Annotated in this window: 17 protein-coding genes and 3 tRNA genes; 17 read left to right on the top strand and 3 right to left on the bottom strand. The window is 64.6% G+C overall.

Annotated elements, in window-relative coordinates; all coding sequences use genetic code 11:
• Positions 1-5: 5 nt before the first annotated feature.
• Both ACOQPI_RS08515 and ACOQPI_RS08520 read left to right on the top strand, forming a co-directional pair.
• On the top strand, positions 6-548 hold the full coding sequence (locus tag ACOQPI_RS08515) for a hypothetical protein (protein ID WP_420619231.1): 543 nt from the start codon (positions 6-8) through the stop codon (positions 546-548).
• A 1-nt stretch (position 549) separates the two neighbouring features.
• Positions 550-999, top strand: a complete 450-nt coding sequence (locus tag ACOQPI_RS08520) for a nucleic acid-binding protein (RefSeq protein ID WP_419850438.1) — start codon at positions 550-552, stop codon at positions 997-999.
• A 33-nt stretch (positions 1,000-1,032) separates the two neighbouring features.
• Here ACOQPI_RS08520 and ACOQPI_RS08525 read toward each other — a convergent pair whose 3' ends face one another.
• Positions 1,033-1,875 (bottom strand): class I SAM-dependent methyltransferase, encoded by an 843-nt coding sequence (locus ACOQPI_RS08525; RefSeq protein ID WP_420619232.1) that lies wholly within the window; start codon positions 1,873-1,875, stop codon positions 1,033-1,035.
• A 136-nt stretch (positions 1,876-2,011) separates the two neighbouring features.
• Between ACOQPI_RS08525 and ACOQPI_RS08530 the strand changes: the two genes are divergently transcribed.
• The 7 genes from ACOQPI_RS08530 (at position 2,012) to ACOQPI_RS08560 (ending at position 7,986) form a co-directional block, all read left to right on the top strand.
• Positions 2,012-2,896: an FAD binding domain-containing protein gene (locus ACOQPI_RS08530; protein ID WP_420619233.1), complete on the top strand. Its 885-nt coding sequence runs from the start codon at positions 2,012-2,014 to the stop codon at positions 2,894-2,896.
• On the top strand, positions 2,889-3,377 hold the full coding sequence (locus tag ACOQPI_RS08535) for a (2Fe-2S)-binding protein (RefSeq protein ID WP_420619234.1): 489 nt from the start codon (positions 2,889-2,891) through the stop codon (positions 3,375-3,377). Before ACOQPI_RS08530 ends, ACOQPI_RS08535 begins: the two co-directional genes overlap by 8 nt.
• A complete protein-coding gene (locus ACOQPI_RS08540) occupies positions 3,374-5,695 on the top strand; it encodes a xanthine dehydrogenase family protein molybdopterin-binding subunit (protein ID WP_420619235.1) in 2,322 nt (773 codons plus the stop codon). Before ACOQPI_RS08535 ends, ACOQPI_RS08540 begins: the two co-directional genes overlap by 4 nt.
• Positions 5,696-5,708: 13 nt before the next feature.
• Positions 5,709-6,818, top strand: coding sequence for an LLM class flavin-dependent oxidoreductase (locus ACOQPI_RS08545; RefSeq protein ID WP_420619236.1), 1,110 nt, complete (start codon positions 5,709-5,711; stop codon positions 6,816-6,818).
• A gap of 58 nt (positions 6,819-6,876) precedes the next feature.
• A complete protein-coding gene (locus ACOQPI_RS08550) occupies positions 6,877-7,719 on the top strand; it encodes a DMT family transporter (protein WP_420619237.1) in 843 nt (280 codons plus the stop codon).
• Between the two features lie 76 nt (positions 7,720-7,795).
• Positions 7,796-7,871 (top strand) — tRNA-Asn (locus ACOQPI_RS08555).
• 42 nt (positions 7,872-7,913) lie between these two features.
• Positions 7,914-7,986 (top strand) — tRNA-Ile (locus ACOQPI_RS08560).
• On the opposite strand, the gene ACOQPI_RS08565 is transcribed toward ACOQPI_RS08560, so the two are convergent.
• Positions 7,946-8,752 (bottom strand): phosphatase PAP2 family protein, encoded by an 807-nt coding sequence (locus tag ACOQPI_RS08565; protein ID WP_420621011.1) that lies wholly within the window; start codon positions 8,750-8,752, stop codon positions 7,946-7,948. The genes ACOQPI_RS08560 and ACOQPI_RS08565 overlap by 41 nt on opposite strands.
• A 98-nt stretch (positions 8,753-8,850) precedes the next feature.
• Positions 8,851-9,414: a hypothetical protein gene (locus ACOQPI_RS08570; protein ID WP_420619238.1), complete on the bottom strand. Its 564-nt coding sequence runs from the start codon at positions 9,412-9,414 to the stop codon at positions 8,851-8,853.
• 50 nt (positions 9,415-9,464) lie between these two features.
• Between ACOQPI_RS08570 and ACOQPI_RS08575 the strand changes: the two genes are divergently transcribed.
• The 8 genes from ACOQPI_RS08575 to ACOQPI_RS08610 all read left to right on the top strand — a co-directional run bounded on the left by ACOQPI_RS08575 (position 9,465) and on the right by ACOQPI_RS08610 (position 17,165).
• Positions 9,465-10,376 (top strand): inositol monophosphatase family protein, encoded by a 912-nt coding sequence (locus tag ACOQPI_RS08575; protein WP_420619239.1) that lies wholly within the window; start codon positions 9,465-9,467, stop codon positions 10,374-10,376.
• 15 nt (positions 10,377-10,391) lie between these two features.
• Positions 10,392-10,468, top strand: a tRNA-Val gene (locus ACOQPI_RS08580).
• Between the two features lie 36 nt (positions 10,469-10,504).
• Positions 10,505-10,960: a hypothetical protein gene (locus ACOQPI_RS08585; protein ID WP_420619240.1), complete on the top strand. Its 456-nt coding sequence runs from the start codon at positions 10,505-10,507 to the stop codon at positions 10,958-10,960.
• A gap of 136 nt (positions 10,961-11,096) precedes the next feature.
• Positions 11,097-11,738, top strand: a complete 642-nt coding sequence (locus tag ACOQPI_RS08590) for a hypothetical protein (protein ID WP_420619241.1) — start codon at positions 11,097-11,099, stop codon at positions 11,736-11,738.
• Positions 11,739-11,897: 159 nt separating this feature from the next.
• Positions 11,898-13,463: an ABC transporter substrate-binding protein gene (locus tag ACOQPI_RS08595; protein ID WP_420619242.1), complete on the top strand. Its 1,566-nt coding sequence runs from the start codon at positions 11,898-11,900 to the stop codon at positions 13,461-13,463.
• Positions 13,464-13,505: 42 nt separating this feature from the next.
• On the top strand, positions 13,506-15,707 hold the full coding sequence (locus ACOQPI_RS08600) for an ABC transporter permease (protein WP_420619243.1): 2,202 nt from the start codon (positions 13,506-13,508) through the stop codon (positions 15,705-15,707).
• Positions 15,688-16,452 carry an ABC transporter ATP-binding protein gene (locus ACOQPI_RS08605; protein WP_420619244.1) on the top strand — a complete coding sequence of 255 codons (765 nt, stop codon included), beginning with the start codon at positions 15,688-15,690 and terminating at the stop codon, positions 16,450-16,452. The genes ACOQPI_RS08600 and ACOQPI_RS08605 overlap by 20 nt, the downstream gene beginning before the upstream one ends.
• Complete coding sequence (locus ACOQPI_RS08610) at positions 16,449-17,165, top strand: ABC transporter ATP-binding protein (protein WP_420619245.1); 717 nt, start codon at positions 16,449-16,451, stop codon at positions 17,163-17,165. Before ACOQPI_RS08605 ends, ACOQPI_RS08610 begins: the two co-directional genes overlap by 4 nt.
• Positions 17,166-17,171: the final 6 nt, after the last annotated feature.

Below are 17,171 nucleotides of genomic sequence, written 5' to 3' on the forward strand. Positions count from 1 at the left end.
GGTCGATGGACAGGACTCCCGGGCGGGGATGCGCTTTGTTGAACATCGGCGATTTCAAGCGTGACTCCCACGCCGCGAAGTACGTCGTCGAGCTCGACGCCCGACCCCAGGCTTCTGATCGGCTCTTCTGGCTGCTCAACGACCCGGCCAATGAGCAGCGGTTGGTTGATGCCGAGTTGAACGGGATGCCCGCGCTGGCCGGAGTGGCCCGGATACTGGAAGACGACCCTGAAATCGGCGATGTGCTCGAATCCGACCCTGTTGCCCTCCGCTTCCGACAGGCCGTCGGAGTGGCCATCAAGCTGAAGATGGCCAAGCTCGGCTGGGAGTCAACGGGCAAGAAGGGCGCGGTCAAAGGCGCCCGCCACTTCACCAAGGCTGAGCGTTACGAAGAACAGCCGTGGGACGCCGAGGCATACAAGAAACGCGCCCTGGCTGCTTTGGATCGAGTGGCCCAGATGGGTGACGCCGCTGAGCATGAGGAGACCGGTCGCTTCCTCATGGAGGCCCTGGCGGAGACCCGCCGCGCGGAGGGCCGCCCGTTTTGAGATGCTGCTGATCCTAGACAGCGGCCCGTTGGGCATGCTGTGCAATTCCAAGGCCACCGAATCATTCCAACAGGTCTACCGGTGGGCCCGGAAACATCTAGGAGGCGGTAATGAGCTTGCCGTTCCCGAGATTGCCGACTACGAAGTCCGACGCGAGCTGTTGCGCGGTGGCAGACAAGCCAGTGTGGCCCGGCTCGATGAGCTCCGGGTGGGCCACACGTACCTGCCGCTGACCACCGAGGTGATGCATGACGCGGCATTGCTTTGGGCCGATGCCCGCAACGCCGGCCGGCCCACCGCCCACCAGGCCGCCCTCGACGGGGATGTCATTTTGGCCGCGCAGGCCAGAAGCGCTCAGGCTGCCCATGGCCGCGGCGCCGTCGTGGTGGCCACCACCAACGTCGACCATCTCGCCCGCTATACCCGCGCCCAACAGTGGTTTGAAATCTGACGTCGACCGCCGCGGCCAATAGAGCTGCGAGCGCTAGGCCCGGGCGCTGACCAGCCAGGCGGCGGCGCCCATGGTGATGCCATCGGCGGTGCGACGGCGCTCGACCATGGCCCCGAGGGCGGCTTTGACCCGGTCGATAACGTGGACTTCGGCGTTGTCGGGGATGGCCGTGGCGGGCAGTAGGTCCATGTAGTAGCGAACCAGCTCATCAGTGGTGCCGCCGCCGATGTTCACCGGCAGGTCGTGGGGGGTGATGTCGATGTCCACCAGTCCGGCCTCGGTGAGGATCGAGCTGATCCGATCAGCCGAGGCCAGCGAGAACGGCCCCGGGGCGTCGGGATCCATCGGCTCGGGCGGACCCAGCACCTCGGCCACGGCCTGTCCGGGCTCGGTGACCCACGAGTTCTCCGCCGGGGAGCGCCAACACACGAAGGTAAGCCGGCCTCCGGGTCGCAGTGCCCGCCGTAGGTTGGTGAATCCGGCCACCGGCTCGGCGAAGAACATGATCCCCATGCGAGAGAAGGCGGCGTCGAAGTGCCGGGGCTCGAACTGGTGGGCACCGGCATCGGCCACCACGAACGTGGTGTTGGCCAACCCGGCATCGGCGGCCCGGCGGCGGGCTTCGTCCAGCATGGGCGCCGACACGTCCACCCCTGTTACCTGTCCGCTCTCACCCACCAGGCGGGCCAGTTCCAGGCTGGTGGTGCCGGTGCCGCAACCAATGTCCAGCACATGCTCGCCCGGATCGGGATGCAGCCTGGCCACCGCCGCCTCCCCAAGGGGGGCGAGCATGGCGTCCAGCCTCTCCCGGTACTCCACCCACACCGGTCCCCGGTCATTCCAATAGGTGCGGAGCGCGTCGGCTACGTCGGCCATCGCCCAAGTCTGCCAGAACGCTCGGGCATGGGGGCAGGCCAAGCGCTACTGCGGCGGGCCGGCAACGAGGCAGGCCAAACCCATGTGGCCGGTTGGCCTGCGCTCATGCAGCCCAGTCGGGCTACAGTCCCCGGCGGTGAAACCTGCTCCTTTTGAATACCACGCTCCCGAATCGGTGGCCGACGTGGTGAGCCTGCTGGCCGAGCACGGTGACGACGCCAAGCCCCTGGCCGGCGGCCAGAGCCTGGTGCCCCTGCTGGCCATGCGCCTCACCCGCTTCGAGCACATCGTGGACTTGAACCGGGTGGACGAGCTGTTCGGCGTGACCGCCGACAACGGCACCGTCCGCATCGCGGCCATGACCCGTCAGGCCGCGGTCGAGACCGACGCCACGGTGGCCGAACGGGTGCCGCTGCTGCACCTGGCCACCCCCCACATCGGCCATTTCCAGATCCGCAACCGGGGCACCATCGGCGGCTCGGTGGCCCACGCCGACCCGGCGTCGGAGTATCCCGCGGTGATGCTGGCCCTCGACGGCACCGCCGAGATCGCCTCGGCATCGGGCACCCGGGAGGTGCCGGCCGCCGAGTTCTTCGAGTCCACCTTCATGACCGCAGTGGCCCCCGACGAACTGCTGGTTGCCCTGCGGTTCTCGGCCTGGGACCAGCCGGCCGGGTTCGCCTTCGACGAGATCGCCCGGCGCAGCGGCGACTTCGCGCTGGCCGGCGCCGCAGTGGGCATCGGCACCGACGATGCCGGGCGCATCAACCGGGCCGCAGTGGGCATGCTGGGGGTGGGACCCACCCCGCTCCGGGCGTCGTCGGTGGAAGCGGCGCTGATGGGGCTCGCGGCCGCCGATGCCGACCCCCACGAGATCGGCCGGCTGGCGGCCGACGACATGGACCCGATCGGAGATGTCCACGCCAGTGCCGAATACCGCCGCCGGGCCGGTTCCACCCTGGTGGGCCGGATCCTGGCCAGCGCCTTGGCCCAGCTGACACAGGAGGCCGGCAATGGCTGATCAGATCTCTCTCTCCATGATGGTCAACGGTCGAAACCGCCGCGGCTCGGCCGAGCCCCGGCTGACCCTGGCCGACTTCCTTCGGGAGCAGGCCCTGTGTACTGGCGTCCACCTGGGCTGCGAGCACGGGGTGTGCGGCTCATGCACCGTGCTGGTGGACGGCGAGGCGGTGCGCTCCTGCCTTCTGTTCGCGGTGCAGGCCGACGGTGCCGATATCACCACCGTGGAGGGGCTCGCCCCCGACGATGAGACGCTCCACCCCGTGCAGGAGGCGTTCCGCGACTGCCACGGGCTTCAGTGCGGGTTCTGCACCCCCGGCTTCGTGGTGTCGGTGGCCGCCTTCTTGGAGGCCAACCCCGATCCGTCCGACGACGAGATTCGCCACGGCATCGCCGGCAACCTCTGCCGCTGCACCGGATACCAGGGAATCGTGGCCGCCACCCGCCAAGCCGCTACCGCCATGAAGGGAGAAGGGCAATGACCAATACAGCAGCCGCCGCCAGATACGTCGGCCAGTCGGTCAAGCGGCTGGAAGACCCCCGCCTGGTCACCGGTCACGGGCGCTACGTGGACGACATCGTTCTGCCCGGCATGCTCCACGCCGCCTTCGGGCGCAGCGACTTGGCCCGGGCCACCATCACCCATCTCGATACCTCGGCCGCCGAGGCGCTCGAAGGGGTCCACGCCGTTTTCACCGGCGCCGACCTCAACTCCCACAACGACTCGCTGCGGGCGTCGCTGCATCCGCCCGAGTCGCCCGCGCCCCCGGCCAACATGCTGGCCGACGGCGACGTGCGCTTCGTGGGCGACCCCTATGTGATGGTGGTGGCCGATAGCCGCTACATCGCCGAGGACGCCCTCGATCTGGTGGAGGTGGAGTTCGAGACGCTCGACCCGGTGGTCAACTACGAGACCGCGGCCGAATCTACCGATCTCGTCCATCCCGAGCTGGGCAGCAACCTGGCCCACGACCTGCCCGTGCCCAACCCGGCCCAGCAGGAAGCCTTCGAAAACGCGGCCCACATCATCACCGAAACCTGGCACCAGCACCGCCAGACCAACGTGCCCATGGAAACCCGGGGCATCGTGGCCTCCTGGCAGCCCCACGCCGGAGTGATGGAGGTGTGGGCCTCCACCCAGAGCCCCCACGAGATGCAGCTTGTGGGCGCCCGGGTGCTGGGCATCGGCGAGCACAAGATCGTGGTCCACTTCGGCGATGTGGGCGGCGGATTCGGCCAGAAGATGTTCCTGGGCCGCGAGGACATGGCGGTTTTGGTGGCGGCAAAGCTCCTGGCCTGCCCGGTGAAGTGGATCGAGGACCGGCGGGAGAACCTGCTGGCCTCCAACCACGCCCGCATCGAGCAGATGACCGTCACCATGGCGGTGGACGAGAACGGAAACTTCTTGGCCGCCGACTTGGACCAGCTGGAAGATGACGGCGCCTACCCGTTGGGCGGCCCCGCTACTCCCGGCGCCATGGCCACCATGCTCTATCCCGGCCCCTACCGGATGGGGCCGGTGAGTTGGCGGGCCCGCACGGTTTACACCAACACCTGCGGCCGGGGGGCCTATCGGGGCCCGTGGCAGATGGAGAGCGTGGCCCGAGAGCAGATGATCGACCGGGTGGCCCGAGAGATCGGGATGGACCCCCTTGAGCTGCGCCGCCAAAACGTGCTGAAGCCCGAAGACCTGCCCTATCAGGTGTCCACCGGCCTGTTTTTCGAGACCACCATCTCCCCGGAGCAGACCCTGGAGCAGGCCGCCGAGATGATCGGCTACGAAGATTTTCGGGCCGAGCAGGCCAAGGCCCGCGAGGAGGGCCGCTACCTGGGCCTGGGCATGGCCCTCTACATAGAGCCCACGTCTATGGGCATGGGGCCTCTGGGCACCGAGTCGGCCATGCTCCGGGTGGAGGTCGACGGCCACGTCAACGTATTCATGGGCACCGGATCGCACGGCCAGAGCCTGGAGACCACCATCGCCCAGCTGGTGGCCGACGAGCTCGGGGTTCGCCCCGAAGACGTCACTTTGCACCAGGGCCACGGCTCCGGCTACGGGTTCGGCACCGGCGGCAGCCGCTCGGCGGTCATCGCCGGGAGCGCGGCCCGGGGCGCAGCCTCAGGGGTGCGGGAGAAGGTGGTATCCATCGCCGCCCACCTGATGGAGGCCTCCGCCGACGACTTAGAGGTGGCCGACGGGGTTATCTCGGTCAAGGGCACGCCGTCGGCCTCGATGACGATGGCGCAGGTGGCCGCTACCGCCTACCAGAACTCCGACGCGCTGCCCGAGGGCATGGAGGCCGGCCTCGAGCACACCGCCCGGTACAAGGCCCCGCCCTCCACCCACTCCAACGCCTGCCACATATGCACCTGCGAGCTCGACCCCGGCACCGGCAAGGTCACGCTGCTGCGCTACGTGGTGAGCGAGGACTGCGGGGTGCTGATCAACCCCATGGTGGTCGACGGCCAGATCGCCGGGGGAGTGGTGCAAGGCATCGGCGGGGTGCTGTATGAGCACTGCGTGTACGACGAGAGCGGCAATCCGCTGGCCTCCACCTTCCTCGACTATCTGGTGCCCACCGCGGCCGAGGTTCCCGAGCTGGAATGCGGCCATGTGGTGGTGCCCTCCGACACCCCCGGCGGGCACAAGGGAACCGGCGAGGGCGGCGCCATTGGAGCGCCGCCGGCGGTGTTCAACGCGGTGGCCGACGCCCTGGCCCCCTTCGGGGTGTATCCCAACCGCCAGCCCCTCGATCCCAACGCGGTGCTGAGCCTGATCGCCTCGGCTTCCGACTCCTAGGAGTGTCCAACCAATGAGGTTCGCCCTGTTCTATGAGATCCCCGTGCCTCGCCCCTGGGACGAAGACAGCGAGCGCCGCGCCTACGCCGAGGTGCTGGAACAGGCCATCCTGGCCGACAAGATGGGCTTCGACAGTGTGTGGACGGTGGAGCACCACTTCTTGGAGGAGTACTCCCACTGCTCCAACCCCGAGGTGCTCTACGGCGCCATCGCGGCCCGCACCGAGAACATCCGCATCGGCTACGGGGTGCGGCTCGCTCCCCAGCCCTACAACCATCCGGTGCGCTCCGCTGAATCGGCCGCCACCCTGGATGTGATCAGCGGCGGCCGGGTGGAGTTCGGCACCGGCCGCTCCAACAGCCGGGCCGAGCTGGAGGGCTTCGGCATCGACCCCAACGAGACCCGGGCCATGTGGACCGAGGCCGTGGAGCACATCGCCGGCTGCTGGATGAACGACGAGTACAGCTTCGAGGGCCAGTACTGGTCGATGCCCCGGCGCCGGGTGATCCCCAAGCCCCTCCAGAAGCCGTGCCCGCCAATGTGGGCTGCGGCGGGCAGCGACGAAACCCACCACATAGTGGGCTCCATGGGCATGGGGCTGCTGTCGTTCAGCGTGTTCGTGCCCATGCCCGACCTGAAGAACAAGATCGACATCTACCGCAGCGCCATCGCCGATTGCGCCAACCCGGTGGGCGGGCGCATCAACAACCGGGTGGCCAGCTTCACCATGGTACACTGCGCGCCCACCACCGAGGAGGCCTATGAGGTGGGGCGCCAGTCGTTCGAGTGGTACCCCATTGCCGGATTGCAGCTCTCGGCCTCGATGCCCGCCTGGCAGGCCGACCGCAATCTCGAGTTCAACGACTTCCAATACCTCGGCGCGATCACCGAGATGCTCGACAGCGGCATGGCCGAGCAAGCCATGAACCTGGAGGGGCTGGTGGATATGGGCACCGCGCTGATCGGCAATCCCGACCAGGTGATCCGCCTGGCCAAGGGCTATGAGGAGATCGGCACCGACCTGCTGTTCTGCGCGGTACAGCCCTACAACATCCCCCACGACAAGGTCATGGCTTCCATCGAGCTCCTCGGCCGCCACGTTTTGCCGGCGTTCGATCATTAGCTCTTCGCCACCCGCCTCGGGACCGGGAACCGCCGGTGCCCCTACGTCCAAGTCCGGCATGGGCTTGGGGATGTGGGCGGCGGCCACCGGCGTCTTCTTATTCAGCTGGGGTCCGGTCTTCGTTCGCGACAACGAGTTCGGGGCCCTGCCGTTCGCGTTCTGGCGGCTGATCGGGGCCGCGGCCTGGGCGGTGGCAGCGCTTCACCTGCGGGGCGGCCGGCTCGACCGCCGGGTGCTGCGCCACTCGTTGGCCGGCGGGGTGGTGTTCACCGTCAACGGGGCCACGTTCTTCACCGCCATCAAGACCACGTCGGTAGCCAACGCCATGGTCATCGGCGCCACCGCCCCCATCTTCTTGCTGTGGGCCGCCAGCCGGATCTTCAAGGAGCAGATCAGCTACCGGGTGATCGTGGCCACCCCGGTGGCCATCGCCGGGATGGTGATGATGCTGCTGGGCCGCTCGGATAGCAGCGGCGGCGGATCGCTCACCGGCGATGTGCTGGCGGTGGTGGCCGTCATGTCCTTCTCCGGCTATCTGGTGGCTTCCCGCATCGCCCGCAATCACCTGACCGCGCTGGAGTATCAGGCGGGCTGGTCCACCATCGCCGCCGCCCTCATGCTGCCCATCGCGCTGTTGTCGTTCGACCCCCTGTTCATAAGCGACACCTGGAGCTGGGGGGTGGCCGCCGCCATGGCGGTGACCGCCGGAGTGGCCCACCTAACGTTCAACTACAGCCACCGGTACGTGTCGCTCCGGACTATCTCTCTGTTGAACATGACCGCCCCGGGCTTGGCCGTGATGTGGGCCTGGTTCTTGTTCGACGAGCAGCTCGGCGGATTGCAGTGGCTGGGGGTCCCCCTGGTGGCGATTTCGGTGCTCGCCGTCGTATTGGATGAGTGATGCGGGCGGAATTCGGATTCGGCCGCCGTATTGGATGAGTGAGCCAGTCTGTCGGCAGGGTAAAATCACAGGCTGATCCGGGGTAGCTCAACCGGCAGAGCAAGCGGCTGTTAACCGCTAGGTTGTGAGTTCGAGTCTCACCCCCGGAGCCAAACCAGCACCAGTGAAAGAGTCCCGCCCAATAGGCTGTCGGCGGGCCCGTAGCTCAGTGGTCAGAGCAGGCGACTCATAATCGCTCGGTCGCGGGTTCGATCCCCGCCGGGCCCACTTCTTCTTCCTCGGCGTCCTCTTCCCGCCAGCGGTTGGTGAGCCAGCCCAGGCGGTGGGCCACGTACAGGCCGATCATGGCCAGTGCCGTACCTACGAAACCGTCGATCACCCAGTGGTTGCCGGTGAGCACCACCGCCACCGCCATCAGCAGCGGCGAGGCCACCGCAAAGATCCGCACCGGAATTGACCGCACAGTGCGGAACAAGATCACGCAGGCCAGCACGTTCCATCCCACATGGAAACTGGGCAAAGCGGCGTACTTGTTCACCACCGACGGAGGCTGGAGGTACTTGTAGGAGGTGGACAGCTCGGTAACCGTGTCGGTGAAACCGTCGAAGAAGCGGGGTGGGGCCACCGGGAAGAAGGCGAAGAACACCAGGCCCAGCGCGCCGGAGATGATCATGGCATTGCGCATCAGGGTGTAGCGGCGCCGGTTGTAGTGGTACAGCACCAGCAGCGCTCCGATGATCACCGGCCAGTGGAGCCAGATGTACACCCAGTTGAAGAACGTCACCGCCCAGTGGTAGTCGAGGATTGCACTCTGCGACCAAGCCTCGAAGTCCAGACCCAGGGTGGACTCGAAGGTCAGCAGGTCGTAGGCATTCTTGAACGCGGCGACCTCCGCGCCTTTGGTGATCATCCGCACCCCGAAGTAGATGAGCGCGGCCACCGTCACAATCAGCACTTGACCAGGGAAATTGCGCCAGCTGCGCGCGCTGCCGGCGATTTCCGGCGCGACGATGATCTTGAGCTGACGAACCATGGGACCTTAATGTTACCGATTCGTTACCGAGACTTTCCACCGGTTCACTCGATGGGTTCCATCGGTGCCGGCAGAAGCGTGAGTGCCCTCAGATACGCCTAGACGTCGCCCAGCCAGGCAGGGGCCCGGTCGAGGAGGAACTCGCTGATCTCCGCCACCTTGGGCATCACGCCGCCCAGGCACTCCTGGCCGGTGAACATGCCGCTGATCGACACCTCCACCCGGGCGGTAATGGAGATGCTCCGCTCCGGGGCGTCGATGACCGCGGCGTAGGCGTCGATGGCCGACACGTCCAGAGGCAGCTCCATGCCGCCGATGCCGGCCAGGTCGGTGGCCAACAACAGCAGGTCGGGGCCGTCGGGCAGCGGGGGCAGGCTCCACGACACCACCATGGGCAGCTTGAAGTCCTCGGTGGGCTCCACCCCCTCGGGCAGCTCCATCACGTGGTCTTCGAAGCCCAGCATCACCCTGGGGTCCACCTCCAGCGTGATGTGGACATCGAGCGGGCCTCCGCAGGCCGCCGCGGGGTGCAGATCCACCTCCCAGGCCTGGCGCATGGAATAGGTCTCCACGAAATGGCGATCATCGTGGACGTGGAAGCCGTGATCGGCGGCGTGGTCCTTGAGATCGGCGATGAAGGTGGCGATATCGACGACAGCCAAGAACCCCACACTGCCACGCGGTGAACTCCTGTCGCTACCCGCCGACAGCCATGCATGACGCCGCTCGCGATTTGGGCTGGCACCACGAAATTGACCGTGCTGGCTATCCGATACCGGTTAGTTTCACCCCGGTGGACAGCGACCGGATTCTGACCGTCTTCGACCAGGCCGCAGCCCGGGTGGCCCAGGCAGTGGCCCGGATAGACGGTGGCCAGCTCACCGGTGATCGGGAAGGCCAGTACAGCTTCGACGTGGCCGCCGATGAAGCGGCCCGAGAGGTGCTGGCCGAGGCCGGCTTCGGGGTGTACAGCGAGGAATCGGGATCGCACGACGCCGACCGGGAGCTCGTAGTGGTGCTCGACCCCGTGGACGGCTCCACCAACGCGGCCCGCGGCCTGCCGTGGTACTCCACCAGCTTTTGCGCAGTGGACTCCGAGGGAATGCTGGCCGCACTGGTGCTCAACCTGGTGAACAACAAGGCCTACCGCGCCGTGAGGGGCCAAGGGGCCACCGTGAACGGCCGTCCGCTGGCGCCTCCCACCGAAGGCGAACCCCGCCGGGGATCGGGGCCCTCGGCTCAGCAGTCGCTGGGGGAGGCCACGGTTGGGCTCACCTACATTCCCCCCCGCCACCTGGGCTGGAGGCAATACCGGGTGCTGGGGTCGATTGCTCTGGATATGACCGCGGTGGCCGAGGGAGTTCTAGACGCTTACATCGATTGCACCAATGAGGGCCACTCCACCTGGGACTACCTGGGCGCGGCGCTGGTGTGCGCCGAAGCCGGGGTGGCCATGGGCGAGGCCTGGGGGCGACCTCTTCTGCCCGACGATCTGGCCGAGCGGCGCTATCCGGTGGTGGCCGCCACCCCTCCGCTGCTCGCCGAGACCTTGGCCCAGCGCCGCACCTTCGGCGCCGACGATCCCGCCGCTATTGGTGCGGGCGCCGACGCTGGACACCACTAATCTGGCCGTCTCACCGGGCGCGTAGCTCAGATGGCAAGAGCGCTTCCCTTACAAGGAAGAGGCCGGGGGTTCAAGTCCCTCCGCGCCCACCAGTAGAATCCGGCCTATACAGCCACAGCCAGTGTGCATTGGCATCCTTGTCGGATCTGTCCTCCCGCGAAACGGTTTTTTCTTCTAGGCGGGTTACCTGGCTCTACGCGACGAAGCGGGGGTCGGCCGGGCTGATGGCCGCGGTGGGCCGGGTGATGGGAGGTGTGGTCCAGCCGGGACTGCCGTCACCGGGGCTGCTGTGGGAGCTTTTGGACGACGACAGGCCCTTGGTATTCGATCCGGTTTTACAGCGGCCCGCCAAGTGGGCGGGTGGGCTGATGACCGACCTTGACCAGCAGCATATTTCGCAGGTCGCCGGGCCTGGCGCAGTGGGCCACGCGGGTGGACTGGCTAACAGCGTCGCCTTGTATGACCCGGCCCGTGACTCCAGCGTGGCCGTCTACCTGAACGGAGTCGGAGCAGGGTTCTACGACCAGGCCCTGCCCCGTCAGCAGGTCGTGGACAAGATCCTTGATGCCATCCCCACAGCCTGAACCACCTGCTTTGACGGGGATGGGGCCACGCCGATTCGGGTCACCTGAGTGGTTCGAGTCGGTGCCGGTGCCTAAACGCACGCCCGACGGAGCGGCTCTTGTGGTCGAGCATCGGGCTACTGGGCCAAGCGGTGAGATGGTCGTCCACCAGCAGATATTTGACAAGAACGGACTGGCCTGCTGGATCCCGGGTCGGGCAGCATCTGATGTTGATCTGGTGCTGATGCGACCTTCCCATATAGACGCTGGTGATCTTCTGGGCCTTCTTCCTGGCTTACAAATAGTTGAAGCCACCATGATGACTGTAGGCGGAAGGTCCACAGATCCATTTGGTGTTGGCCCCATCGCCCGACCTGGCCTTGACCAGCACACCACAGGTGTATTTGATGTGGGCATCGAAGCGCTTGACACCCCCTTTGGTGATGTGGAGGCGGCAATACGCCTTCACCCCGACGGTACCCAGCAAACCATCCCAGCTTCAGAGTCCGAACCCCAGATCACCATCAGAGCTGACTGGGGAGATCTCGTTGACTGGGCCCACAATGACCTCCTCCTCGGCCACCTTGCCATAGACGACCGAGTCCAAATCGACGGGGACCTTGTGTTGTGTAGTTACGCGGGAGGCCACATCGCCTGGCCCAAAGCCCCCCAAGACCAACAATGGAGCATGCGCTTCTGCAAGGCCCTCAAGACTTACCGCCGACACCGCCACAACCCCGACTATCAGGAGATAATGGATCGCATTGAGGAAGTTCACTCACTCTTGTCCACAGCTTGAGCTAGTCAGGGTTGGCCTTTCTTGAGAATTCTTCATCGTCTGGTCAACCTGGGGATGTCTGCTTCCATCTGGCATGGAGGTAAAGAAGTGAGTAACAATGGCAGCCGTTACATCGCCGGCCGCGGAATGGGAGCGAGCCGGTCCTGTGAAGGGGGAACCGTGAAGCACTTCCGTTGGATCATCTGCCTGTTGGCTGTCTTTGCTCTTGTCGCCGCGTCGTGCGGTGGCAACGACGACGATGATTCTGGTTCTGGCACGCCAGATGCCGCCCCCACCGCGGCACCTGACGACTCCATGGATGACGACATGGACGATGAGATGGACGACTCCATGGATGACGACATGGACGATGAGACGGACGACTCCATGGATGACGACATGGACGATGAGATGGACGACTCCATGGATGACGACATGGACGACTCCGATGCCGAGCCGGTTGCCACCGAAGAGCCAGAAGTCGACCCCTGTGCCAATGTCGATTTGGAGGCTACCGACATCGGAATTACCGAGGACACCATCTCGGTCCTGGTGATGGCTGATATCGGCTCACCTTTGTCGCTGGGTCTGTTCCAGGGGTCGATCGACGGCATCAATGCATGGGCCGACCATGTGAATGCCGAGGGCGGGTTGGCTTGTCGCCAGATTGAGGTCATTGAGCACGACTCGGCCATCAACCCCACTGAGACCACCAACGGGTTCTTGACGGCTTGCGAAGATGCGTTTGCGATGGTGGGAACGACGGCGCTGTTCGCCCTTAACACCTCCGATTTGCAGACTTGCACCGATGCTCACGGCAACGACATCGGAGTTCCCGACTTTGCGTACATAACCACAGAGCCGCCTCACCAGTGCTCAGTGGTCACATTTGCTACTAGTCGGCCAAACAGCGAGTGTCCCTTCGACGGGTCCGGCAACCGAGCCGTTCAAAGCCAAGTAGGCCATGTGCAGTGGTTACAGGAGAATGCTGAGCCAAATCTCAACGGCGTGTATTTGGTTCCCTCCGACCTGCCGTCCACTATCGCCTCGACCATGCCTCAGCTGCGATCCTTCCAAGAGATCGGTGTGGTCATTGATGGTGAGCCCGGTATCAGCGGTTACACCACCCAGTCGGAGTATGGCGCCTTCATTCAGGTCATGCGGGATACCAACTCCAACTTCGCTTATACCGGTTCCAATGATGAATCCATGATCAAGTGGCGTAGCGAGGCCGAGGCCCAGGGCTTTGACGCCGAGGGTGTGATCTGGATGTGCCAACTGGCCTGCTATACCCCCAAATTCCTTGAGGCGGGTGATGTAGTGGAAGGCACCTACGTGTGGATTTGGTTCCTGCCGTTTGACGAGGTGGATCAAAACCAAGAACTCGCTGATTTTATGGAGGCCATTGACAACCCGTTCCCTGCTGCGTGGGCTGCGGGTTCATGGGCTGGCGGTGTTCTTTTTGAACAGGTGGTCAACAGCATTGTGGCCGAAGGCGGCCCCAACGCCGTCACCCGCCAAGCGGTGCTCGACGGAGCCCGCAGCCTGACGTCTTTCGACGTGAATGGCTGGTGGAGCCCAGCGGACTACTCCACGACACAGAACATCATGCCTTGCTTCATGTTGATGCAGGTGCAGAACAACGAATTCGTCCGGGCGTATCCCACAGAGCGGGGTGAACTGGACTGCAATCCCGATAACGTGATTTCAATGAGCAGGGATTGGGGAGCGGAATTCGGGGGCTAGCCAAGCATTCCAAGAAGGGGTGACCGGAAAGGCTGAGGACTCGTGAACCCGGGACTCCGCCCACCGGTAGCGCTTGTCGCGCTGCTGGCGGGAATCGGGGCGACCATTATCGCGATTTTCAATTGGCGAGGTATCCCAGTAACGGGTGGGACATTTTTAGTTGCCACATACGTTGGGCTCTTTCTAGGTGCCCTGTACGCAATGTACGCCACAGGGCTGGTGGTGGTCTACACCACCACTGGAGTGTTCAACTTCGCCCAAGGTGCCATAGGAGTGTTCGCCGCGTTCCTCTATTGGGAACTTCACGTGAACCGGGGCTGGCACTCTATTCTCGCCCTGTTCGTAGTAGTAGGCCTGTTTGCCCCCGCGCTCGGCGTCCTGCTGGACATTGTGATCATGAGACGCTTGCGAACCGCCTCGCTGGTAGTTCAGCTCATGGTAACCGTTGCCATCATGGTGCTCCTGTTGTCGGTGGTCAGCGATATTTGGGAGTCTGGTCCCAGTCGGCCAGTGCCATATTTTTTTGGGGTAAGCAACGGAATTGACTTGGGACCTGCTCGCCTACCATGGCACCGGCTTATTGTCATTCTGCTTGCCATCGCAATAGCGATTACCATGCGCTACTTTTTGCGCCGAACCAGGATAGGCACGGCCATGCGGGCGGTGGTGGACAACCGGGAGTTGGCCGCGTTGAACGGTGCCCGCCCCAATGTGGTTTCATCAACTTCATGGGCGCTTGGCTCAATGCTGGGAGCGCTGGGCGGGATCTTGATAGCCCCTGAATTCCAGGATCTAGTCCCGACAACCCTGAACAATGTAGTGATCATCGCGTTCGCTGCCGCTGCATTTGGGGCCTTGCGGAACCTTCCTATGGCAGTGATGGGGGCCATGCTGATCGGGCTGCTGACCGCGCATACAAGGGAATGGCTGGACTTTGGCTCCGATTTCCGTTTCGCTAACCGTTCAATTGCCCCGCTTATCTTGCTGTTTGTGGTGGTTGCCTTGCCCCAGGCCCGCCTCGAAGCGGGCCGGCTAGCCCATCACCTCCGCCGCCACGAGCGCTACACAAAGTGGTGGGAGGGGCTTTTCGGCTGTGGCGTGATCATCCTGCTCGCCGTGGCATTGTCTGGGGGCTGGCTTGACTTTGGTATCTGGGACCCGGGTGCTTGGGGAGGCCGAGAGCTGAACTCGGCCAATGAGGCCATGGCACTGGCCCTCATTGGCCTGTCCCTGGTCCCTTTGATTGGCTGGGCGGGCCAGATCAACTTTGCGCCCCTGGCCTTTGCCGGATTTGGTGCGTTCGTCTACCTCAAACTGGCCGGTGATTCCGGCAACGGCTACTGGATTCTCCTTGTGGGCTTGCTGTGTGCGCCGCTGGGTGCCCTCGTGGCTCTGCCGGCCGCTCGTTTGCGGGGGTTATATCTGGCTCTCATGACGATGGCCTTCGCCCAGGCTATGTCGTTGATCTTCTTCCCTCACTCGTGGGTCATGCCCACCCTCGGTGTAGGTGTGCAGTTCCCCCCCCTCGAGTTATTCGGCGTCACCTTCGATGACCGGAGAGGCTTCTTCTTGTTGATGGTTAGCGTGTTCGCCATCTTTGTATTCGCACTGGTGCTGCTGCGAAGGTCGCGATACGGGCGAAGATGGATGGCCATCAACGACTCGCAGGCCGCTTCGGCCACTCTGGGGATCCCGGTGATGTGGACCAAGGTGGTGGTCTATGCCGTGTCCGCGGCCATGGCTGGCACCGCCGGAGTCTTCTGGGCCACCGTGTCGGGCAACGTGGACAGCGTCCAGGGATTCGACCTTCTCATTGGATTCAACATCGTTTTGTTGGTAGCGGCTGCGGGGATTTCTATCCCGGTGGCTGGCATCTTCTTGATCTTCATTCCGCTGTTCACCGGCCTCGGCCACCGGCTGGAAGATGCCGGAAACGTGGATTTTCTGGTCACGCTGCTCGACATCATGACCACTTATGGACCGGGGATGCTGGTGCTCGGCATGGTGTTCAACCCCCGAGGGGCCATCTTCGAGATGGGCAGGGGGTTCTCGCCCATCCTGCCGTGGCGCAGCGATGCCCGAGCCGAGATCGCCGCCGAGAATGCCCAAAAGCGCGAGCCGGAGATCGGCGAACTGGGCATAGAGCGGCCGTTCACCCCCGAAGAGGTGATCGCCATCGACCGACGGCTGGGGATCTTGGACGAAGTGGTACCGAAGGAGGGCTATGGCACTGCTCGAAGCTGAGCAAGTGGTCATGCGCTTCGGCGGCGTGGTGGCTCTCGACAACGCCTCGGTGGACGTCGACCCCGGTGAGGTGACCGGCCTCATCGGCCCCAACGGCGCGGGCAAGACCACCTTGTTCAATGTGGTCACCGGCCTGTTGCCCCCCACCAGCGGCACGGTGAAGTTCGACGGAGTCGACATCACCCGGGCCGGCGTGTCCCGGCGGTCGCAAATGGGCATCGCCCGCACCTTCCAGAAGCTGGAGGCGTTCAACACGCTGAGTGCGTTCGACAACGTGAGGGTGGCGGTGGAGAAGAACCACCGCGCCAAATGGAAGCACCAACGGGTCAACGACGTGGCCCACGAGATGCTGGGCAAGGTGGGTCTCGACGATGTGGCTGATGTAACGGTGGGCACCCTTCCCACCGGCAGCGCTCGGTTGGTGGAGCTGGCCCGGGCCCTGGCCTGTCGGCCCCGAGTGCTGCTCTTGGACGAGCCGTCGTCTGGTTTGAACGAAGACGAGACCACCGCCATCGGCCAACTCCTGTTGGGTTTGGTAGCCGACAAAGACAACGATTTGGCCGTGCTGCTGGTGGAACACGACATGAGCTTCGTGATGGGGGTGTGTGCCCGCATCCATGTGCTGGACTTCGGCAAGATCATCGCGGTGGGCACGCCTATCGAGGTGCAGGGCAACGAGGCCGTGCGGGCCGCCTACCTTGGCGGCGACGAATTCCGGGCGGGATATGTGGGGGTTGGCGAGTGAATACCGAGACGGCAAATCCGCTTTTGGAATTGATCGGAATCCGAGCCGGATACGGCACGATCGACGTGCTGCACGGCGTAGATCTGCGGGTCATGCCGGGCCAGGTGTACGCCTTGTTGGGTCCCAATGGGGCAGGCAAGACCACCACCTTGGGGGTGGCCAGTGGTCAGATCCAGCCCCACGCCGGATCGGTACTGCTCGACGGCCACGAAGTGAACGGCGTGTCTCCCGACCGGCTGGCCCGGGCCGGGGTGTGTCTGATTCCCGAGGGCCGGGGGATCTTCCCCAACCTCACTGTGGCCGAGAATCTGCGGATGTCCACCTATGCCGGTGTGTCCTACAAGCAGGTGCAGGAGCGGGCCTTCGCCCAATTCCCCCGCCTCCAGGAGCGCCGCAATCAGATGGCGGGCACGCTGTCGGGCGGGGAGCAGCAGATGCTGGCCATGTCTCGGGCGCTGTCCACAGACCCAGCCATCTTGATGCTCGACGAGCTGTCCATGGGACTGGCCCCCATCATCGTGGAGGAGCTCTACGAGCAGGTGGCCTCTCTGGCCGAGGCCGGACTGTCCATCCTTATCGTCGAGCAGTTTGCCCAAGCGGTGCTGGGAGTGGCCAATGAGGCCGCCATCATGCTCCATGGCCGTATCCAGCGCACTGGGCCGCCGGCAGAGATCGCCGAAGAATTGACCGCCGCCTATCTAGGCATGTCTTGAGGAGAC

This window comes from Candidatus Poriferisocius sp. (assembly GCF_965219815.1).
Taxonomy (GTDB): Bacteria; Actinomycetota; Acidimicrobiia; order Acidimicrobiales; family Bin134; genus Poriferisocius.